The organism is Aequoribacter fuscus, from assembly GCF_009910365.1.
Taxonomy (GTDB): domain Bacteria; phylum Pseudomonadota; class Gammaproteobacteria; order Pseudomonadales; family Halieaceae; genus Aequoribacter; species Aequoribacter fuscus.
The window spans coordinates 94,541-114,102 of the sequence record NZ_CP036423.1; the positions used below are offsets into that span (position 1 = coordinate 94,541).

The following is a 19,562-nucleotide window of genomic DNA, read 5'->3' on the forward strand; positions in this document are numbered from 1 at the left end:
TGTGGCTGATTAGTCTGCCTGGGCCACAACTTCAGGAACTTACCATGAGCTTAAAAAGCGTCCCTCTAGAATCATTACATCAAACCTTAGGTGCCAAACTTGTGCCTTTTGCTGGCTACAATATGCCTGTTCAGTACCCAACTGGAATTATCAAAGAACATTTGCATACGCGCACAGCCGCTGGCTTGTTTGACGTGTCGCATATGGGGCAGGTTGTCGTCAGTGGGGAAGGTGTTGTGTCTGCGCTTGAAGCCTTAATGCCGGCTGATCTGGAGGGTCTGGCTGTGAACGCCCAAACCTATTCGCTGCTGACCAACGAAGCGGGCGGAGTCATTGATGATTTGATTGTGACACGCTGGGCTGCGGATCAATTCATGCTGGTGATTAATGCCGGCTGCAAAGACAAAGATCTTGAGCATTTGCGCTCGCATTTGGCGAGTGTGAATTTAGAGGTGCTTAGCCAGCATTCGCTTTTAGCCTTGCAGGGCCCCAAAGCGCGAGCGGTCATGAATGACTTGCTGCCAGAAACCCAGAACTTGGTATTCATGACAGGCACGTGGGCACAATTTGAGGGCGAGCAAGTGTATGTCACGTGCTCGGGCTACACTGGCGAAGACGGCTTTGAAATATCGGTCCCAAACTCGCATGTCGAGGCCTTAGCGCAAAAACTTTTGGCGCACGCAGATGTGCTGCCCATTGGCCTTGGGGCTCGTGATTCGTTGCGTTTAGAGGCGGGCTTGTGTCTTTATGGGCACGAACTCGAAGAAGACATATCACCCATCCAAGCTGGTTTAAAATGGGCTATCGCTAAAGCTCGCAGACACGAGGGTGCGCGTGCTGGCGGTTACTTGGGCAGTGCTATTATCGAGGCGCAGTGGGCCGAGGGTACTGACACAGTCAGAGTGGGTCTGAAAGTATTGGGTAAACGCCCAGTGCGTGAAGGCGCAGTCGTCTTTGATGCACAACAACAGCAGGTCGGCACGGTGTGTTCCGGTGGCTTCGGTGCGACTCTGGAGCAGCCCGTGGCTATGGCTTATGTGAACGCTGATCAGGCGGCGCTCGGTACCCATTTGTTCGCGGATGTTCGGGGCAAACTGGTGGAAGTCGAAGTCGCCAAAACACCGTTTGTCGCACAGCGCTATTTCCGCGGTTGAGCGCATATAAAACAACAATAAGGAAACACCATGACACAGATACTTTACCGCAGCGCATTTGAGCTCGCCAAAGACATCAAGGCCGGTACTCTGTCGTCAGAGCGCGTGCTTGATTTTTATCTCGATAGAATCCAGCGCTTTAATCCTGCTTTGAATGCAGTGGTTGCGATGGATATCGATGCCGCTCGAGCGCGCGCTAAAGCCGCGGATCTAGCCGCCGGGCACGGTGAAGATTGGGGGCCCCTGCATGGTGTGCCTATTACGGTGAAAGATGCGCTGGCCACTCAGGGTTTAGTCACAGTGGGTGGCATACCCGCGCGCGCTGGCCAAGTGCCCGAGACCGACGCGGTCAGCGTTGCGAGATATCGTGCCGCAGGCGCCATCATTGTGGGTAAAACCAATGTGCCCTTTATGAGTGCCGACTTGCAAAGCTATAACGAGGTGTACGGTGTGACCAACAACCCGTGGAACGTCGAACGCACGTGTGGAGGTTCCTCGGGCGGCGCCGCGGCGGCGCTGGCGGCGGGGCTGTCGGCTCTAGAGGTCGGCAGTGACATCGGCGGTTCTATTCGAACGCCCGCGCACTTTAACGGCATCTTTGGTCACAAGCCCTCGTATGGCATCGTGTCACAGCAGGGCCATATCCCACCGGGTCAAACAGTGATTACCGAGTCTGATTTGTCGGTAGTGGGCCCACTGGGCGTGTGTGCAGCGGACGTGGCCCAAGCTCTTGATGTGTTGTTGGGCCCTGGCTCTTTAGATAGTAAAGCTTGGCGTGTGGATCTCCCGCCACCGCGTTTTCAATCGATTGGTGACCTGCGTGTCGCGGTCTGGGCAGACGACGAGTTTTGCCCGGTGGATGCGGACATTCGTGACGCAATTGTAGCCGCGGGCCGCTCACTAGAAGCCGCGGGCGCCAGTGTCGATTTTGAAGCACGCCCTAAATTTGATCTGGCCGAGAATCATCGCACCTACCTGCGCTTGATGATGTCGGTCATGGGGGCCGGTATGCCGCAGTCAGTATTTGATATGGCACAAAAAGTGGCTGCCTCGGCCGATCCAAACGATCACTCCGATAGCGTAGAGCAAATGCGTGGCATTGCTATGAGTCATCGCGATTGGGCCAAGGCCTCAGAGCAGCGCCTGAAAAATCGCGCCGCGTGGGAGCGATTCTTCGAGCAATACGACGTTGTATTGTGCCCCTGTGCTCCTGCGACAGCGTTCGCGCATGATCACACGCCCGACATGTCGGCTCGTCGCCTTACCATTAACGGCGAGCAGCGGCCCTACACCGATATGATGCGTTGGGCCGGCGTGACCTTGAATGCAGGCTTGCCAGCCTCGGTAGCGCCGGTCGGTATGAGCCGCGACGGCTTACCCATTGGTGTGCAAATTGCGGGCGCCTATCTAGAAGATAAAACCACGCTGGCGGTGGCTGCATTGCTGGAGCAGCACCACCAAGGTTTTGTTCCGCCCCCGGGTTACGCCCACTAAACTGCGACCCATGTGTGGCTAACGAGTACTTGGTCGCCGTTGTAAACGGTGGCGTTGTACTCACTGCCCGCTTCCACTGGGCCAACGCCTGCTGGCGTCCCGGTCATTATGATGTCCTGGTCGCACAGCGTCATAAAATGATTAAGCTCCTCCAATATGACCTGTGGTGGATACAGCATCATGCTGACGTGCCCTTGTTGCCTAAGTTCGCCGTTGACGTGCAGGGTCAAGTGTAGATCGTCCAAACTATCAGGTGCCGTTACGAAATCACTGATCACGGCAGCCCCATCAAACGCCTTAGCCCGCTCCCATGGTAGCCCCTGTTTCTTAAGACCGTTTTGCGTTTCCCGTTTGGTTAAGTCAAAGCCTACAGCGAGCCCCTGTACCTGACCGGCGTGCATTAGCAAGCAAATTTCAGTTTCGTAGTGCAGTGTCTCACCTAAGGTCGCGTGTAGGGTATCGCTTAATGCGGTTGGTGGTTTGAGGAACACCGTCATGTCGTCGGGCTTTAATCCGCCCATTTCTTCTATGTGGGCGGCGTAGTTTTTGCCAATGCAAACAATTTTCGTGGGGTGTATTCGATTGCTATTAAACGATGGCATAAGTCGTCCGGCTGCGAATTTAACGAGTCGTGAATGATACTCTCATGCAAGGTCGTAATCACCATTGCTCGGGGTCTGCTAAACAATAGAAAGAGATTTTCTTGTCATGCAACGGTTATAAATTCGTCAATAAACTGCAGAAAAAACGCAATGATTTGCTTCTAAGCTTCTTCGGGGTCCACAGCCCCACTGACTATTAAGGAGCAACTATGAAACTGATTAACACCAGTGTTAAAGCACTGTCTATTGCGGTTTTGACCGCATCACAGGTGTCGTTTGCTGACACCGGCGCGATGGAAGAAATTATTGTAACTGCGCAAAAGCGTGACCAATCGGTGCTTGATGTGGCGGCGACGATGGATGTTATTTCGGCAGAATTTCTTGAGCGCACTAACACCACAGAGCTAGACGATTTATCGCGAGTGCTACCCAACGTGGTCATTCAAGAGCAAGCTGTGAGTTTGCCCTCGTTCAACATTCGAGGCATTACCGACGATACCGCATCAGTATCTGCAACGCCTCGTATCTCGGTGTATCAAGATGGCTTTGATATCTCGAAAAAAACGGTATCGAGCGCAGCATTGTACGACATCGCTCGGGTCGAAGTATTAAAAGGCCCTCAACCCACTTTATTCGGAGTCGCCGCTGCTAACGGCGCGGTCAGTATCATTACGAACACACCTGACTCTGAATTTGACGCCGATGCACGTTTTGCTTTGAACACGGAGGCGGGCGTTGAAACACAAGCTATGATCAACTTACCTGTTAACGACCATAACGCATTTCGTATCGCAGGCATTTATCGTGAGATGGATGGTGTGATCAAAAATACGGCGTGTTCGGCGAACTCATACAACCCGAGTGGCCAAATTACCGATCACACGGGTGCTGTAAAAAGCTGTCAGGGTGGCGATTTAAACGGTGTATCGGTTCAAGCCTTACGCGCAACCTTTAAAACCACTTACGATAACTGGGATTTCGTGTTGCGCGCAGGGTATGAGTACAATGACCAGCCCGGCATTGCCTTTAAGTCCGGCTCGATAGCACCAAAAAATGGCGACTCAAGTCCATTTACCTCGGCCGAGCTGGGCTTTGGTTCAGAGCTTGGTATCGAACGTGAGCTGATGACAGGTGACTTTACGTTAAATTACCGATTCTCTGAGACGTTGTCTGCTGTCGTTGATGGTTATTACAAGGACGTCGAGTTAAACGAAGCGTTCGATGCAGATGGTACCGGCCTGCGTATTCAGGACGCTTACTTCGACAACGACGCGATCTTATACGGGGCTTCAGCGCGACTCGTATTTGATGATGGTGAGCGGTTCGCAGGATTCGTGGGCATCTCGAATTCGCAAGATCAATCTAAATTACCTTACTACGTCATGGTTGACCCTTATGTACGTGGGACTTTCGATGCGGTGAAGGCAGCCTTAGAAGCGGCGAATCCCGATATTCCCTTGAACCAAAATATCTCGACTAACGCGTCTTTGGCTCAAATCGAAGCCCTGCGCGCAACGTTGGTTTCAAGCTTGTTCAACGCCGATGGTACGGTAATCTCAGATCCGAATTTGCCGTCTTCGTTTGTGCAAGGTCCGTACACCTTTGAGGCCGAGTTGGATATTAACTCGATCGTAGCTGAGGGTTCGTATCAGCTAACAGACAAAATCAACGCGACGGCGGGTGTTCGTTATATCGATGAAACACGCTTAACGCGAAACTTTGTGGTCTTCGAAGCCGAAAAAGACTTCACAGCGACTCTGCCTCGCTTAGCCTTGAACTATGCCTACAGCGACGATTTGTCGTTCTACTTTAACTACGCGCAAGGCCGCCGTTCGCCTGTGGTAGATCCTAACTTCGGTGCAACCGTGATCACCAAAGCGGAAACGGTAGACTCTTACGATGTCGGCTTTAAGTATATGGGTGATCGCTGGTCGTTGTTCGCGGCCCTGTTTACGTATCAGTATCAGGACTATCAGCAGAGCTACACTGACGCTACCACGCTCCAAAGCATTACGGTGACCGTAGGCGACTCGACCATGTCGGGTTTTGAAGCTACTGCGCGATTTATTCCAAGCGATACCCTAATGATTAGCGCAAGTTTAGGCTTACTGGATGCGACCTTTGCGAGTAAAACGGCCGATGGTCAGGTATTTGACTACGCCGGTAATAACTTTCGTTTAGCGCCAGAGGTGTCAGGTTCTTTAAACATTAACAAGCGTGTGGATTGGTCAGATTGGACACTGGATATGGATTTGTTGATGTCCTACCAATCTGAAGTGTTTTTCGAAAGTTCAAACTACCCAGGCTTGTCGCAGGACGCGTACTGGATTACCGATGCTTCAGTCATGCTGAACCGCAAAGGCTCGTCTATCAAGTATGAGTTATACGCTGACAACTTGTTTGACGAAGAGTATTTGATTGACGCCGGTAATACCGGTGGTGGCATTGGTATCCCGACTTACGTACCTGGCATGCCCATGATCGCCGGCGTTCGCGTTTACGTGGATTTCTAGACTGCAAACCCAATGAAACCCGGTCAGTGTGAGCTGGCCGGGTTTTTTATTGCGTGTTGTTTGGATGGGTAAGCGCTTTGTTCCGCGATAGGCCGCTCAACCGATGTTCTTTGGTGAGCGACTCATGATTCTAGGCGTCGTTGTAACGACGCTTGCCGGCAGACGCTCGCAGCGGTGCACTGCTGGTTACCGAGTACTCACGCGAAAGTACCGTAGATACGTAGCGGAACTGTGTTTCGGCACCGTTGGGTGTCAGCGTCAGCAAGGCCCAGCCTCGTTGCGAGGTGTCGGCCTCGACCAGTTCAGGACTGGACGCCAAAAACGATGCCTGGGTCGTGTCTATTGGCAGAGGCAGAAAGCTCTCAAGTCCTGGGCTGGATATCCCCGGGGTGCCCAGCTCAATACCGACGGCATTACCCTGGGCGTTGCGCAGGTTAAAGGCCCATGCATTGTGTGTATCCCCGGCCAATGAAATAGGGTTCACACCGTACTCTAGTAAGTCGTCATACAGGCGTTCCCGCGCTGCTGGGTAGCCATCCCACGCATCTAGGTTCAGTGGTAACCCTAGCTTGGCTAAGTTGAGCATGCCCTTCATTCGCTGTTTGTAGCTGTCGGGAATGGGCGCCTCGTCGACAATGGCGGGGTCAATTGTGGGTATTAAAACTTTGCCCATGAGTACCTGCTGTCCCAGCACCTGCCAAGTGGCTCCGCGGGTTTTACTCTTTTGCAGTTCATTGCGGAGCCAATCGGCTTGGGGTTTGCCCAGCAGTTCTCGTTCGGGCTTGTTCAGTTTGGTATCAGCAAAGGTGCTGGGGTCTTTGCCCAGATCTTTGCTGTACTCAAGCTGCTCATCGCGGCCAACAAACCGCGTATCCAGCATAATTAAGTCCGCTAGATTGCCAATCTCGAAGCTGCGATAAATATTTTCTTGGTCTGACTCGCGGGTGCGAATAGGCATCCACTCGTGGTAGGCCTTTTTTGCTGCCGCAATACGCGTGGCGAAATCACCTTCGCCTTCGTTATGGTTTTCAGCGCCCGAGTGCCAGGTGTTATTCATGAGTTCGTGATCGTCCCACACGGCGATCATTGGGTGATTTCGATGCAGAGCTTGAAGGTCGGCATCGGTGCGGTACAAGCCGTAACGCATGCGGTAGTCCTCGAGCGCAATAATTTCGGTGCTAGGTTGTACTCGACGACCGAGCTGCTCGACCGCAATGGGGTTGGAATAAACGCCGTCGGCGTATTCATAGATGTAGTCACCCAAATGCAGCACCACATCTAAATCAGCGTGTGCCATGTCTTGATAGGCGTTGAAATAGCCCTGAGGATAATTCGAGCAGGATGCCACACCCATTTTAAACTCTCGGACCTTGCCCTTTGGCAGAGTTTTGGTCTTGCCAACAATCGAGCTAACGCCTTCACAAGTAAAGCGATAATAGTATTGTTTGCCGGCTTTCAAGCCCGTAGCATCCACTTTCACGGTGTAGTCTCGGCCGCCGTCGGTTTCGGTCGTACCTTCAGCCACCATTTTTCTGAACTTGGCGTCGCTCGCGATTTGCCACTCGACCTTAAGCTGTTGGTGTGCGCCGTGACCGGGAATGACGCGGGTCCAAAGAATGACGCGATCGTGCAATGGGTCACCACTGGCAATGCCGTGGGTGAAGTGAACAGGGTTTTCTGCATTGACGCTAAAGCCGCGCAGGGCGAGCAAGCCAAGCGTCGCGCTCAGTCCTTTGACGAGGGTTCTGCGCTTTAGTGATTCTAATGGCATACCAAGACTCCTAATCAGATGGTTGTCTCAGCTTACCCCTAAATCGCTACAGTTTCATGGCAAGATTGCGGGCTGATCGCTCAGCCCGTCTCGTAAGGGTTTAGTAGCGCTCTTTGTGCTTTTCGCGCTTCTCTTTCCATTTCTCCATTTTTTCTTCGCGGCGCTCGTCACGCTCTTCACGCATGTTGTCGAGCTTCTGCATTTGCTCAGCGGTTAAAACTCCGCTGAGTTGGCTGCGCATATCGGCTTGCATCGCGTCGCGCTGTGCTTTGTGGGCCTGCATCATGGCTTTACGTTTTTCCGCTTGTGCCTTCATGATCTGCGCAACTTGAGATTTTTGCTGGTCGCTAAGGTCCAAGTGTTGTGCCATTTTCTCAAGACGCTTGCTGTCACCAGGGCCGCGCTCGCCATCTTCATGATGCATGGCAAATGCGCCCGCGCTCATAGTCAATGCAAGAGCGATACTACCTATTACGGATTTTGTGTTCATAACAACTCTCCTGTGGGTTGAAGGGCAGCCTTGCGTTACTGCCACGGTTTCATAGTACGACTGCATTGTGCACAAATTATGGAATAATTAAGGTAATTTTGTGCAAGGCTTAAAGCGGTAGCCGGCGCCATAGACCGCCTCTATGACCTCGCCCTGGTCGATGCGACTTAGTTTTTGTCTGAGCTTCTTAATGTGGCTATCAATCGTTCTGTCGCTGACCACGCGACCGTCGCTGTAGATGCGATCGATTAACTCATCGCGGTTGAATAGCTTGTTAGGAGCGGCTGTCAGCGCGGCGAGTAATGCACACTCTATGGCTGTTAAATCGGTGGTTCGGTGACCAAACTGAGCGGTCAAGGTGTCTTGGTCAAGTTGCAGAGTGCTCGTTGGTGACTGACCAGAATCCAGGGCGAGACGGCGCAAATTGGCCTTAACACGAGCGACGACCTCGCGGGGGCTAAAGGGTTTGACGATGTAGTCGTCGCCGCCAAGTTCCAAGCCCAGCAGGCGATCTTCTTCGGCAATGCGTGCGGTTAAAAATAAAATGGGCGCTGAGCTAAACAACCGCAATTGTTTGCACACACTAAAACCATCGCCATCGGGCAGCATGACATCCAACAAAAACAAATCAAAGTGCTGACTTGTTGCAAGCGAGAGGGCTTCTTGCCCGCTGTGTGCCGTTGCGGTATCAAAGCCCGCCTGCGTGAGATAATCGGCCAATAGTCTGGCGATCTTTGGGTCGTCTTCAATAATGGCGATAGAGCTCATAACGACACCTTAGCGACAGGCCATGAAAATGCGACTTTCAATCCCCCCAACGGGGATGCGTCGCCGTGAATTTGACCGCCATGAGCAAGCACCAGCGAACGCACGATAGCCAAGCCCAAACCGGCGCCGCCACTCACCCTTTGGCGTGAACTGTCGGCGCGATAAAGCCGTTCAAACAGCTGCTCATAGTTGCCGCTAAAACCCGGGCCTGCGTCTTCGATGCACCATTCAATTGTGTCGCCTGCTAGCTTCGCCGAGAAACGAATAGTCGCCTCTGACTGGCAGTAGCGAATGCAGTTGCTCAACAGGTTGTCTAGAATCTGGGCTAATCTTTGAGGGTCAGCCAGTAAGGTAAACGCTTTCTTGTCGATTGCGAGTTCAATACCGTGCCCCTTTGCCTGCAAAGCACTCGCATGCCGCTGTATAGCGGCATCGATGGCTTCGGCTAAGCTGCACGCCTGAACGTTTAGAACTATTGCGTTGATATCAGCTTGGGCTAAATCGTTGAGATCGTTCACCAAAAAATGAAGGTGATTGATTTCTTCTAACAGCGAGCTAATGGCACGTTGGTCGAGTGGTCGAATACCGTCTTGCAGCGCCTCGGCTTCACCTTGGAGTACCGTTAAAGGGGTGCGTAGTTCATGAGCGATATCGGCAAGCCACTGCTGTTGCGCTTGCTCGTGCTCTTTTAGCGTAGTCGCTAGCTGCGCAATATCTTTCGCCAAGCTTTTGAGTTCCCGAGTATTCGTTATGGGGAGTGTTACATCGCGCTCGCCCTGATTCAGGCGGTTGATGTTGCGCGACAAAGCTCGGATGGGCGCTGTGAAATACCCCGAAAACCACCACGCAAAGCCAAAAGCGGCGACACTGGCAAAGGCGGCTGTGATAGCAAAACTGCGTTTTTGCTGGGCGGCAAATAATTGTTCTAAGCCCGCGGGGATGGCCTGAATGCGAGGTATGGCTAAATAACCGATGGTTTGGTTGTTTACCGCGATGGGCTGCGTAATGAGATTGTTGGGGTTGCGTTTCGGGCCCAGCAATATGCGTTGCTCGGCGTCGAGTAGCAGTAAGCGCCGAGTGCGCCTGCGTTCGTGTCCACTAACGTCGCCCGCTATGGCTCGCCTCAGGATCTCGCTGTGCGCGGGGGGCCAGGCGTTTTCTTGCTGATACAGGTTGAGGAGACGCTGTTCGACTTCGCTGGCATTTCGCAATTGCTGTTTGCCCACGAATTCTAAGAAGTCTCGGTCAAAGCCTCGCTGCGTTAGCGCATATACCATACCCAGCAAACACAAATTTGCTAGGGTAAAGGCGAGCGCAAGTTTTGATCGCAGAGATATCGGCATGGCTTACTCCTAATATGACAGCGAGTATAGCGCAGGATTGTGCAACAACTATGGATTTTGACCCGAGGGCTCGTCGCTCAGTAACGCGTTGGGGGGCCCAGTATTTTAACCGCCTTACTTAAAAATCACGGTTTTGTTGCCATCTAAAAATACACGGTGCTCCGAGTGCAGTTTTACGGCGCGTGCCAAGGCCATGGTTTCAGTGTCGCGTCCGACAGCAACCAATTGTTCCGGCGTGTAGGTATGGTCTACGGGTTGCACCGATTGTTCGATGATTGGGCCTTCGTCCAGATCCGCGGTGACGTAGTGCGCAGTAGCGCCAATCAGCTTTACGCCACGCTCGTAGGCTTGATGATAGGGCTTGGCGCCTTTAAAACCCGGCAAGAACGAATGGTGAATGTTGATGGCTCGGCCCTTGAGCGATTGGCACAGATCGTCGCTTAAGATCTGCATGTAGCGGGCGAGGACCACGAGCTCGGTTTGAGTCTCGCTCACAATGTCCAACAGGGCTTGCTCTTGTTGTGCTTTATTGTCGGGCGTGACAGGTAGATGAACGAAGCGAATGCCTTCGCGTTCGGCGAGCGCGCGGCAGTCTTTGTGGTTGGACACGACCGCAGTGATGTCGATTGTTAGCTCTTTCTTGCGAACACGGTACAGCAAATCTTCTAAACAATGGTCAAACTTACTGACCATAATCAAGGTCTTCATCGGAGCCAGGGTATCGTGAAAGGCCCATTCCATGCTCAGCGTTTTCGCTACTGGTGCAAAGCCTGTGCGCAGTGTGTCCAGCGAGATCGTGTTGACCTCGAAACGACCCACCGTACGCAAGAAAAAGCGACCGGTATCTTCATCGTCGAATTGGTGGAGTTCCGATAAATAACAACCTTGGTCGGATAGGTAAGAGGTTACCGCTGCGACAATTCCGCTACTCGCAGGGCAGGTGGCTGTGAGCGTAAAGCTTGTATTGCTGGTCATGGCTCTTTATCCGGTCGTTTTTACAGGGCGCAAGGATACCGCAGCTACCCGAATAATCGAACCGCTTTGTACCCCGATGGGTCCGTTCAGCCGATTACCAGTAGTAAACCAGCACGTAAGCGCTTAGCAGCGTTGATATCCACAGAGCTGTGGTGCCAATGGACCAGGCGGGTACTGAGTCCTTACTTGTGTCGCTCGAGGGGAGTATAGGTTTCAGAGCGGCGCTAATTCCCGCACTGACAGAGTGCGAAGCTCTGCTGTAGCCGCGTGAAATCGCGTCAGTAGTTCGCTCCGAAATCTTCGCGCCCAGTGTTCGCCAGAACCAATCGGTATCCAAGGTTAATGTGTTAGTGCGCTTCATAAGCGGTAGCAGTAAAAAGAACGCGAGCCCCGAGAACAACAATAACTGTAGGTAGAATACAACTTTCCCGGGCTTGTAAGCTGAAAACTCCGTTGGATAGGGCAGAAGTTGGTAGAAAGGTTCTGGGTAAATACCGATACCAAAACATAAGCCTACGAATATCAGCATGGCGGCGGCCATATTCCAGGGCGCGTCTTTGGGTCTAAGGCCCGAATCTTTCTGAAAGAAAACATACCAAGGGAACTTGATGCCAGCATGCAAAAATACGCCTGCTGAGGCGGCAGCAAGAACGTACCAAACCCAGACCAGGTTCTGCATCGCGGCGGCTTCCGATATCATCGTCTTGGTGGTAAAGCCCGAGGTGAGAGGGAAGCTTGAAATCGCCAGGGCGCCAACGATGCCGCAAAAAGCGGTCAGCGGCATGGTTCTGTACAAACCGCCGAGTTCGTTACATTTTTCTTTACCGGTATGGTAAATGACAACGCCTGCGCTCATAAACAGCAGCGCTTTGTAAATAATGTGGGCGAAGGCATGCGCGGTTGCGCCATTCAAGGCCATTGGCGTGCCGATGCCCACGGCGACCACCATAAAACCCACTTGGTTTACGATTGAAAAAGCCAAGATACGGCGCACATTGTTCTCTAATAAGGCCCAAATAATGCCGTACATAATCATGAAGACGCCGAGATAAATGAGGAGCGGCGTTCCCGGAAAGAGCAGTATCAGCGCGAGTACAGCGGTTTTTGTCGTGAAAGCCGATAGAAACAGCGAGCCGCTTGGACTGGCTTCTGGGTAAGCGTCAGACAACCAGGCTGAAACGGGCGGCGCTGCCGCATTGATGAGTATCCCCGCAAGCATCATGTAAGTATCGAAATTGTTGGCCTGAAGCGCTTGAATGTCGATTGAGCCCGTGTGGACCACAACCCCTTCGATACCAACTTTTAATATAACGCCACCCAATAAGTGCACAATCGCGTAGCGGATGCCGGCCGCTCGCGCGCCTGCCGTTCCGCCAAACCACACCACTAAGGTTGAAAACAGAGCCATGAGCTCCCAAAACAAGAACAGCGTGATTAAATCGCCCGCAAAACTGACACCAATTGCCCCAGAGGCGTAGGCGAAGCCGCAAGCAAGCTCCAGTCGTCGCGCGTGTTTAAAAGCGTATAAAGCGCCCACGCCCGCCATCGTTGCGAAGATAGTCGCGAACAGGCGCCGCTCTGGGCTGGCCTCGATGAGTTGGAGTTCGTAGTCTAAAAACGGCGCGGTAAGAGATACACCGTCCGGTACAGACCAAATCGCCATTAAGGTCAGCACCGGGCCCACAAACAAGCCCAGGCGGTGCCAATGGTTGGGTACGACAGCAACCCACAGCGCTGCGCACAGCAGAATCAATCCGGGTGGGATAAACTCAATCATTGCTATCCTCGTAATACGATTCCGGGCGTTTTAAGAGGGTGCCCAGCAGCTTCGCGACGACGACCATCGCGGCGCATGCAAAAAAACCAAAGACTGCGCCAAAACCCCACCACTGCGATGATTCAAAGGGTGTTTTCGCTTTTATGGCGAATTCGACCAGTAGCGTCAGTGCGAGTAGCACAGAAAAAATGATCCACGCTTTGCGCACATTGATCTCGTTATCTTGCGTCACTGCAGGCCTCCTACGAGCTGTCTTTCGATCTCAATAACTGGGCCATTGAAAAAGAAAAATCCCAGGGTCAAGAGTGCGGTAAGCGCCAGAGCGACGACCATGGGCCACGGTGCTTCTCCGTGCGGTTTCTTGGGGGCTTGGTCCTCTGCTAAGAACCATGCCGCATAAATAATTGGCAAGAAATAGGCTGCATTCAGGGCGGTACTGGCAATAATCGTGAAAATGGCTAAAAAGTTGTCGGCTTCAAATGCGCCACCCAATATGTACCATTTAGATACAAAGCCGCCGGTTGGTGGGACGCCGATCATGCTCAGCGCACCGACGGTAAAGGCTGCCATGGTGACGGGCATGCGTCGGCCAATACCAGCGAGCTGGGTGATATCAATTTTTTTGCTCGCGACGTAAATTGCCCCGGCTGCAAAAAACAGCGTAATTTTTCCGAAGGCGTGCGCGACCATGTGAAGTGCTGCTCCGATTTCTGCCATGGGCTTCAGAATGGCACTCGCCATAACGACATAAGACAGTTGCCCAATGGTGGAGTAGGCAAGCAAGCGCTTTAAGTTAGTCTGACGCAGAGCAATCAAGCTTGCCACGATGATGGTGAACGACGTAATCCAAACAAGCCACTGGGTGGTGCTTAACGAAAACAGCCAATCGACGCCAAAAATATAGATGATAATCTTAGTGATGCTGAACACACCGGCCTTTACCACGGCGACAGCGTGCAGCAGAGCGCTCACCGGAGTTGGTGCGACCATTGCAGCGGGGAGCCAGCGGTGAATCGGCATAACCGCCGCTTTACCGATGCCAAAAACGAACATCGCCAGTAATAACCCCGCAGTAGGGGCATCAACTTTTCCTTGGAGTGAGCCGCCCAAGGTGAAGTCTCCGCCTGTTAGGCTTGTGACCCATATAACGGCGGGTAAAAAGAGCGTGATGGAGGTGCCCATCAAGATTGCCAGATAGACGCGCGCCGAGCGAATGGTAGCCTCATCACCTTTGTGGGTGACCAGCGGATAAGTTGCCAGTGTCAGGATCTCGTAAAATAAAAACAAGGTGAACAGGTTGCCCGCCAGCGCGACGCCCATGGCGGCTGCGATCGAGATCGCGAAAAATACGTAGAATCGCGTTTGATGCGACTCGTTATTGCCCCGCATGTACCCGACAGAATACAAAGAGTTGATAATCCACAGGGATGCCGCCAGAGTGGCGAATAGTGCACCTAATGGCTCGGTGTGCAGAGTGATATTTAACGAGTCGGTCAGCGTTGCGAGTGTGATGCTCGATCGCCCACCATGGGCAACATCGATTGCCATTGGCCACACGGTAATGGCCAGCAAACCGGCCGTGACAAAAGTAAATGCTTCGCGTAGGTTCTGGTTAACGCGGCCCGCGAAGGTAATGCCTATCGCACCAATGCTTGGAATCAGTAGCATTAAAACCAAAGGGTGCATCAGGCTCATAGGGTGTGCCCCACAAGCAAGGTTGCAGCTTTATTAGACAGTTCCAGTGGCAGTCCGGGCGCTAAGCCAAAAACGATGTTGGCCGCGCTTGCAATTAGTAGTACCAGTACCGCAAGTTTAGGTAGAGCGTCGGATGTTGAATTTGTTGGCATTCTAAAAAACAGGGCTTCGCAGACTTTGGCGACATACACAACCGCCATTAAAGAACTTGCAAGGACCACTATTAACAGGGCAACAGACCAGCGGTGATATTCTAAAATAGCCTCAATGAGTAGCCATTTGCTGACAAAACCGGCGGTGCCTGGGATGCCGATTAAGCTTAGCCCAGCAATAACGAAAGCAATGCCGATTATTGGGTGCTTGCGACCAAGACCTTCGAGCGCAGTTGAGTCGAGTTTTGCGCACTTTGAGGCCAGCACGACAATTCCAATAAAGATCGCGCCTTTAGCCAAGGCATGGTTGAACATGTGCAGGATGGCGGCACTAAGTCCCGCGTGTGACACTAAAGACGCACCCAGCACGATGTACCCGATTTGAGCAACAGATGACCATGCAAAAAGGCGTTTTGTTAGTGGCTCACGGATAGCCATGGCCGAACCATACAAAATCCCAAGAACCGCTAGAGGAAGTAAGTAAATAGAAAATTGAGCTGCGTGCTCACTGAGAGTCCGTTGGAAGACAAAAAAATCGATGCGCAAAAAAACATATAGAGCGACTTTGGTGGAACAGGCCGCAAGAAAGGCCGTCACCGCGTGCGGTGCATAGGCGTACGTGTTTGGAAGCCAAGCGTGGAGCGGAAATACAGCGGCTTTCAGCGCAAGGCCAACGGAAATAAAGCCGGCAGCCATTAAGATGGGCGTTTGGTCCTCTACGCCCAAAATTCGCACTTCAAGATCGGCAAGGTTCAAAGTGCCGGTCATGATGTACAGCAACCCTACACCGATGAGATAAAAAGTTGCGCCAATCGTACCCATGATCAGGTATTTGAACACTGCGGGTAGTGCTCGACGATCACTGGAGCCTGCGATCAGTATGTAGCTGGCAAGCGAAGCGATTTCCATAAATACAAAAATATTGAAGGCATCGGCTGCAACCACAATACCCGATAGGCCAGCTAAGGCCAGTAACCATGCTGCATAAAACAAATGAGCTCGCTCTTCCTCAATGTCGTTAGCAAGACTCTGGTATCCCGCTAACAAGGCCGCGGTCGAGGCCCCCGACACAATAATCAGAACGATGGCGCTAAAGCTATCAACGCGCAATTCGATGCCGAATGGCGCAGGCCAACCACCCAGGGGGTAGGGATCACTTGCCACATTTAGCACCATTTGGGCAATATTGATTGCTAGAGCAAAGGCGCAGATACTGGTGGCGCTGGCAAGGTACCAAGCCAACTTTCGATGTTGAATCAGCAGCGCAAGAGGTGCCGCCAAGAGGGGAATAATGACTTGTAAAACTGGGTAGTGGAGGGCTAAGTTCATACCAACTCGTCCTCGTCTTGAATTTGATCCTCTTCAATCGAACCGTAGGTTTCCTTAATTCGAACGACTATTGCAAGGCCCAACGCACTGGTCGAAATGCCTACGACAATCGCTGTCAGTATTAATACTTGAGGTAAAGGGTTAGAAAATATATCGGTCGCAATAGAAGGGTGTAAAATCGGTGTTGTGCCACCATCGACCTTACCAATACCGATGAATAGTAAAAACACAGCCGATTGGAAAAGAGATAGCCCAAGCAGTTTTTTAATTAGGTTCTGTTTGGCGATGACGGTGTAAAAGCCCATCATCAAAATAGCGATAAATACCCAATAATGGAACAGGTCGAGCACAATCATGCTGGTTTACCTCGGGCCACAAAAGCGTGGTAAACGCTGAGCAAAACCCCTGTAACAGTCATGCCGACGCCCGCTTCGATCAAAATAATACCTAATTGTTGTGCGGTAACCGGGTTCGTGGCTAAAACAGAGTAGTCCAAAAAGTAGCTGCCTTTAAGAATGCCAACCACGCCAACACTCGCGTAAAGCAGAGCGCCAGACGCCATCAGTAGGCGTAAAAATTTAAGAGGCAGTACTGCTAATGCGCGGTTTTGGCCTTCGAGTAAGCTATACAAAATAACGGCAGCCGCAATAAGGGCGCCTGCCTGAAATCCACCGCCCGGGCCGTACTCTCCGTGGAATTGAACGTACAAACCGAATAACAAAATAAAGGGGATAAGTAAGCGCCCGATCATGCGTGGTATGAGATAGTGCTTAAGCCCTTCAGAGCGGCGTTCGGGGAGCGATGCAGGCCTTGGACTGTTAAGTAAAAATAGAACGCCTATGCCGGCCACCAAGACAACAAATACTTCTCCTAGCGTATCGTAGCCTCGAAAGCTCCCCAAAATAGCGGTGATTACATTAGGGATATCGATCCGTTCGGCTGTAGTTTGCATAAACCAGGGCGTTAATTGTTGATGCGCCGGTGCAGACGGGTCGCCGAAGTCGGGCTTATAGAGGGTAGCGTACGCGATCAATATGCCAGTGATGGATACGGAAATTAGCGCCGCTATTCGTCCACTAGTTTGTTTGCGCTCTTCTTCGGTGAGTGCGGCAAGGGCACTCAAGAACAGTACGGTAGATATACCGGCGCCCACTGCGGCCTCGGTTAGTGCTACATCAGCGGCGTCGAGCAAAAAAAAGCTTACTGCGATAAGTAAACTGAAAATGCTCATAAGCATTACGGCAACAAACAGATTAGTAGCGCGAATAACGGCGCCAGCAGTAATGACCAAGAGACTGAGCAGGAAAATACTGAATACCGCTGTCATGTCGAATCCTCAGGCGCTTTATAGCTTGCGCTATGCCCGGACAGTAAAGCGGCACTGGCCAGGGCGTTAGAAGCGGCCGGTCCGGATAACAACAGGAATAGTAATATTGCCCCGAGCTTGAGCACGTATAAGGCAAAGTCTGCTTGTAGCATTAAGCCACTCAAAATCAAGATGGGGGCTAGGCTGTCAGTGACGCTGGCGGCGTGCATCCGCGTGTATAAATCAGGCATACGTAACGCGCCGATTCCGCCGACAATAACGAACGCACCTCCGGTCAGGAGTAATATCCAACTTAAAGCATCCAGTGCAAGGCTCACCATTAGTCGGCTCCCCCTGCTTTAATTTTGAAGAATTCGAGTACCGCGAGTACGCCAATAAAATTGACGAGCGCATACGCCAGCGCCAAATCCAGAAAATCGGGTCGCCCGATGAGGAAAGCCAAGACGGCCAACAACAGCACCGTTTTTGTGCCAAACATATTCACAGCGAGTATGCGGTCGTACTGCGTGGGTCCTTTGATGGCACGAATCAAGGCTAGTGCCATGGTGATTGCGATAGCCACTGAAGTTACTGCGAACATGCATTAGCCCCCGTAACATAGTTGACCTTGGCGGCCATCTCACCAGATAACAAGGCCTTAGCCCCCGCATCTGTCAGGGTGTGAACGGTAAGTTTCCCTTCGTGCACGTCTAAGGTTAACGTTCCCGGCGTAAGGGTAATCGAATTGCCCAATAACAATTGCGTAAAGTTGTCGTCTGCACTGGTGTGAATTTCTACCGTGCGGGGACTGATAGGGCACTTAGGATGGAGTACGATTTTTGCAACTTCAATGCTTGAAAGCCAAATCTCCTTGCCCAACCAACCCCAGAAACCGACTAAACGCCAACTAAAATGTAATGAGTAGAGCTCTTCATCAAAGAATTTCATGCGCCGAATAATGAACACGGTGATCACAGAGGAAACGAGCCCTAAACTCAATAGCAAAGGTTTGTATAAGCCCGACCATAGGAGCCAAGCAGTGGCAAGAAGCAGGCTCAAGACTACCGTCCGACCAAGCGTCGGTTGCGTTACATTTGTCATTAGAATTAATGCGGGTTATGGTCTGAGTAATAACAACCAAAGCACGTCGCGCGCGTGTTTCGGATCATGGCGGCACACAAAATGCCTTCACATACTGTGATTTGTCTAATTGAAGAATTGACCATTCACCCTGCCCTTGCCACCACTAAGTGCGTTGAGTAACTCGTCTTTAAATACGCTGTTATTGAAAGCGTGGATTACAAAACTCTAGCGCTCAGTATAGGCGACTGGGCGCAAAGTTAAAGTATTTTCGGTTTGAGCTATCCCTGTCTGAAAAGTCGACGGTTTGGCTAGATCGGACTTTCGCTAATACCGCCATCAACGCTCACTGCTGAACCCGTCATGTACCTTCCAGCTTTGTTACTGGCGAGCATGAGCAAGGGTACGTTTAAATCGCTGTACTCGCCCAGCTGTCGCATAGGAATGCCTTTGACGTAGCGTTCGCCCGACTCGGTGGCAAAATACGCTTGGTTAATCTCGGTGAGAAACCATCCGGGGCACAGCGAGTTTACCCTGATATTGTTGCGGCAAAGTTCAATCGACATCGATTTGGTCAGCTGCATGACACCGGCCTTAGAGACATTGTAAGCGACTTTCATGGCGCCTGTGTTATGGCCATAAATAGAGGCGATGTTGATAATGGCGCCTGCGGTTTCGGTACGGACCATCAAACGAGAGGCTTCGCGCGCGACGCGCCAGGCGCCATCTAAATTGGTCTGCATCTGCCACGCCCAATCCGCCTCGTCGGTATTCAAAAACTTTTTGGGGTCGTCGCCCACACCGGCATTATTGACCAAAATATCCAATCGGCCCTCGGTGTGAGCGATCGACTGAAACGCTTCTAAGACACTGTCGTTGTCCGTTACGTCCATGGCTATGGCTCGTGCTGATCCGCCCTGAGACTTAATCCGCTCTAGCTGTTCGGCCAAACGATCAGTACGTCGCGCCGCGATAATGACGTGCACGCCTTCGCTTGCCAGCAGGCCTGAAAAATGGGCGCCGAGTCCGCTTGACGCGCCCGTAATCAGTGCCGTCTTACCCTTCAGTTCAAAATAATCCTGAGACATAGCGTTTCTTCTGTGTTTTTCATTA

Annotated in this window: 19 protein-coding genes; 3 read left to right on the forward strand and 16 right to left on the reverse strand. The window is 51.9% G+C overall.

Annotated elements, in window-relative coordinates; translation table 11 throughout:
* The first annotated feature begins 44 nt into the window (after window positions 1–44).
* Together gcvT and EYZ66_RS00435 are read left to right on the forward strand one after the other, a co-directional pair.
* Window positions 45–1,154 (forward strand): glycine cleavage system aminomethyltransferase GcvT, encoded by a 1,110-nt coding sequence (gene gcvT, locus EYZ66_RS00430; RefSeq protein WP_009576324.1) that lies wholly within the window; start codon window positions 45–47, stop codon window positions 1,152–1,154.
* Between the two features lie 30 nt (window positions 1,155–1,184).
* Window positions 1,185–2,648, forward strand: coding sequence for an amidase (locus EYZ66_RS00435; RefSeq protein WP_009576325.1), 1,464 nt, complete (start codon window positions 1,185–1,187; stop codon window positions 2,646–2,648).
* On the opposite strand, the gene EYZ66_RS00440 is transcribed toward EYZ66_RS00435, so the two are convergent.
* Window positions 2,645–3,250, reverse strand: coding sequence for a fumarylacetoacetate hydrolase family protein (locus EYZ66_RS00440; RefSeq protein WP_009576326.1), 606 nt, complete (start codon window positions 3,248–3,250; stop codon window positions 2,645–2,647). The two genes, EYZ66_RS00435 and EYZ66_RS00440, sit on opposite strands and share 4 nt — an antisense overlap.
* A gap of 209 nt (window positions 3,251–3,459) precedes the next feature.
* Here EYZ66_RS00440 and EYZ66_RS00445 point away from each other — a divergent pair, with 209 nt between their 5' ends.
* Window positions 3,460–5,763, forward strand: coding sequence for a TonB-dependent receptor (locus tag EYZ66_RS00445; RefSeq protein ID WP_009576327.1), 2,304 nt, complete (start codon window positions 3,460–3,462; stop codon window positions 5,761–5,763).
* Window positions 5,764–5,893: 130 nt separating this feature from the next.
* Here the strand turns inward: EYZ66_RS00445 and EYZ66_RS00450 are convergent, their stop codons facing one another.
* The 15 genes from EYZ66_RS00450 to EYZ66_RS00520 all read right to left on the reverse strand — a co-directional run bounded on the left by EYZ66_RS00450 (window position 5,894) and on the right by EYZ66_RS00520 (window position 19,537).
* Entirely contained in the window at window positions 5,894–7,534 is a 1,641-nt protein-coding gene (locus tag EYZ66_RS00450; RefSeq protein WP_160195544.1) for an alkaline phosphatase D family protein, read from the reverse strand.
* A 100-nt stretch (window positions 7,535–7,634) separates the two neighbouring features.
* Complete coding sequence (locus EYZ66_RS00455; protein ID WP_009576329.1) at window positions 7,635–8,024, reverse strand: hypothetical protein; 390 nt, start codon at window positions 8,022–8,024, stop codon at window positions 7,635–7,637.
* A gap of 87 nt (window positions 8,025–8,111) precedes the next feature.
* Window positions 8,112–8,792, reverse strand: coding sequence for a response regulator (locus tag EYZ66_RS00460; RefSeq protein ID WP_009576330.1), 681 nt, complete (start codon window positions 8,790–8,792; stop codon window positions 8,112–8,114).
* On the reverse strand, window positions 8,789–10,135 hold the full coding sequence (locus EYZ66_RS00465) for an ATP-binding protein (protein WP_160195545.1): 1,347 nt from the start codon (window positions 10,133–10,135) through the stop codon (window positions 8,789–8,791). Before EYZ66_RS00465 ends, EYZ66_RS00460 begins: the two co-directional genes overlap by 4 nt.
* Window positions 10,136–10,249: 114 nt before the next feature.
* On the reverse strand, window positions 10,250–11,110 hold the full coding sequence (gene purU / locus EYZ66_RS00470; protein WP_009576219.1) for a formyltetrahydrofolate deformylase: 861 nt from the start codon (window positions 11,108–11,110) through the stop codon (window positions 10,250–10,252).
* A gap of 94 nt (window positions 11,111–11,204) precedes the next feature.
* A complete protein-coding gene (locus tag EYZ66_RS00475; protein WP_009576218.1) occupies window positions 11,205–12,887 on the reverse strand; it encodes a Na(+)/H(+) antiporter subunit D in 1,683 nt (560 codons plus the stop codon).
* Complete coding sequence (locus EYZ66_RS00480) at window positions 12,880–13,119, reverse strand: hypothetical protein (RefSeq protein WP_009576217.1); 240 nt, start codon at window positions 13,117–13,119, stop codon at window positions 12,880–12,882. The genes EYZ66_RS00475 and EYZ66_RS00480 overlap by 8 nt, the downstream gene beginning before the upstream one ends.
* The gene (locus EYZ66_RS00485) at window positions 13,116–14,582 is read right to left on the reverse strand and encodes a monovalent cation/H+ antiporter subunit D family protein (RefSeq protein ID WP_040816830.1); all 1,467 of its coding nucleotides are present in this window, start codon (window positions 14,580–14,582) and stop codon (window positions 13,116–13,118) included. Before EYZ66_RS00485 ends, EYZ66_RS00480 begins: the two co-directional genes overlap by 4 nt.
* Window positions 14,579–16,063, reverse strand: a complete 1,485-nt coding sequence (locus EYZ66_RS00490; RefSeq protein WP_009576216.1) for a proton-conducting transporter transmembrane domain-containing protein — start codon at window positions 16,061–16,063, stop codon at window positions 14,579–14,581. The genes EYZ66_RS00485 and EYZ66_RS00490 overlap by 4 nt, the downstream gene beginning before the upstream one ends.
* The gene (locus tag EYZ66_RS00495; RefSeq protein WP_009576215.1) at window positions 16,060–16,419 is read right to left on the reverse strand and encodes a cation:proton antiporter subunit C; all 360 of its coding nucleotides are present in this window, start codon (window positions 16,417–16,419) and stop codon (window positions 16,060–16,062) included. The genes EYZ66_RS00490 and EYZ66_RS00495 overlap by 4 nt, the downstream gene beginning before the upstream one ends.
* Window positions 16,416–17,390 carry a DUF4040 domain-containing protein gene (locus EYZ66_RS00500; protein ID WP_009576214.1) on the reverse strand — a complete coding sequence of 325 codons (975 nt, stop codon included), beginning with the start codon at window positions 17,388–17,390 and terminating at the stop codon, window positions 16,416–16,418. The genes EYZ66_RS00495 and EYZ66_RS00500 overlap by 4 nt, the downstream gene beginning before the upstream one ends.
* Window positions 17,387–17,710, reverse strand: coding sequence for a monovalent cation/H(+) antiporter subunit G (gene mnhG / locus EYZ66_RS00505; RefSeq protein WP_009576213.1), 324 nt, complete (start codon window positions 17,708–17,710; stop codon window positions 17,387–17,389). Before mnhG ends, EYZ66_RS00500 begins: the two co-directional genes overlap by 4 nt.
* Entirely contained in the window at window positions 17,710–17,970 is a 261-nt protein-coding gene (locus tag EYZ66_RS00510) for an MrpF/PhaF family protein (protein WP_216088973.1), read from the reverse strand. Before EYZ66_RS00510 ends, mnhG begins: the two co-directional genes overlap by 1 nt.
* Window positions 17,958–18,428, reverse strand: coding sequence for a Na+/H+ antiporter subunit E (locus EYZ66_RS00515; RefSeq protein WP_158027008.1), 471 nt, complete (start codon window positions 18,426–18,428; stop codon window positions 17,958–17,960). The genes EYZ66_RS00510 and EYZ66_RS00515 overlap by 13 nt, the downstream gene beginning before the upstream one ends.
* Window positions 18,429–18,760: 332 nt before the next feature.
* Window positions 18,761–19,537 carry an SDR family NAD(P)-dependent oxidoreductase gene (locus EYZ66_RS00520; RefSeq protein ID WP_009576210.1) on the reverse strand — a complete coding sequence of 259 codons (777 nt, stop codon included), beginning with the start codon at window positions 19,535–19,537 and terminating at the stop codon, window positions 18,761–18,763.
* Between the last annotated feature and the right edge of the window lie 25 nt (window positions 19,538–19,562).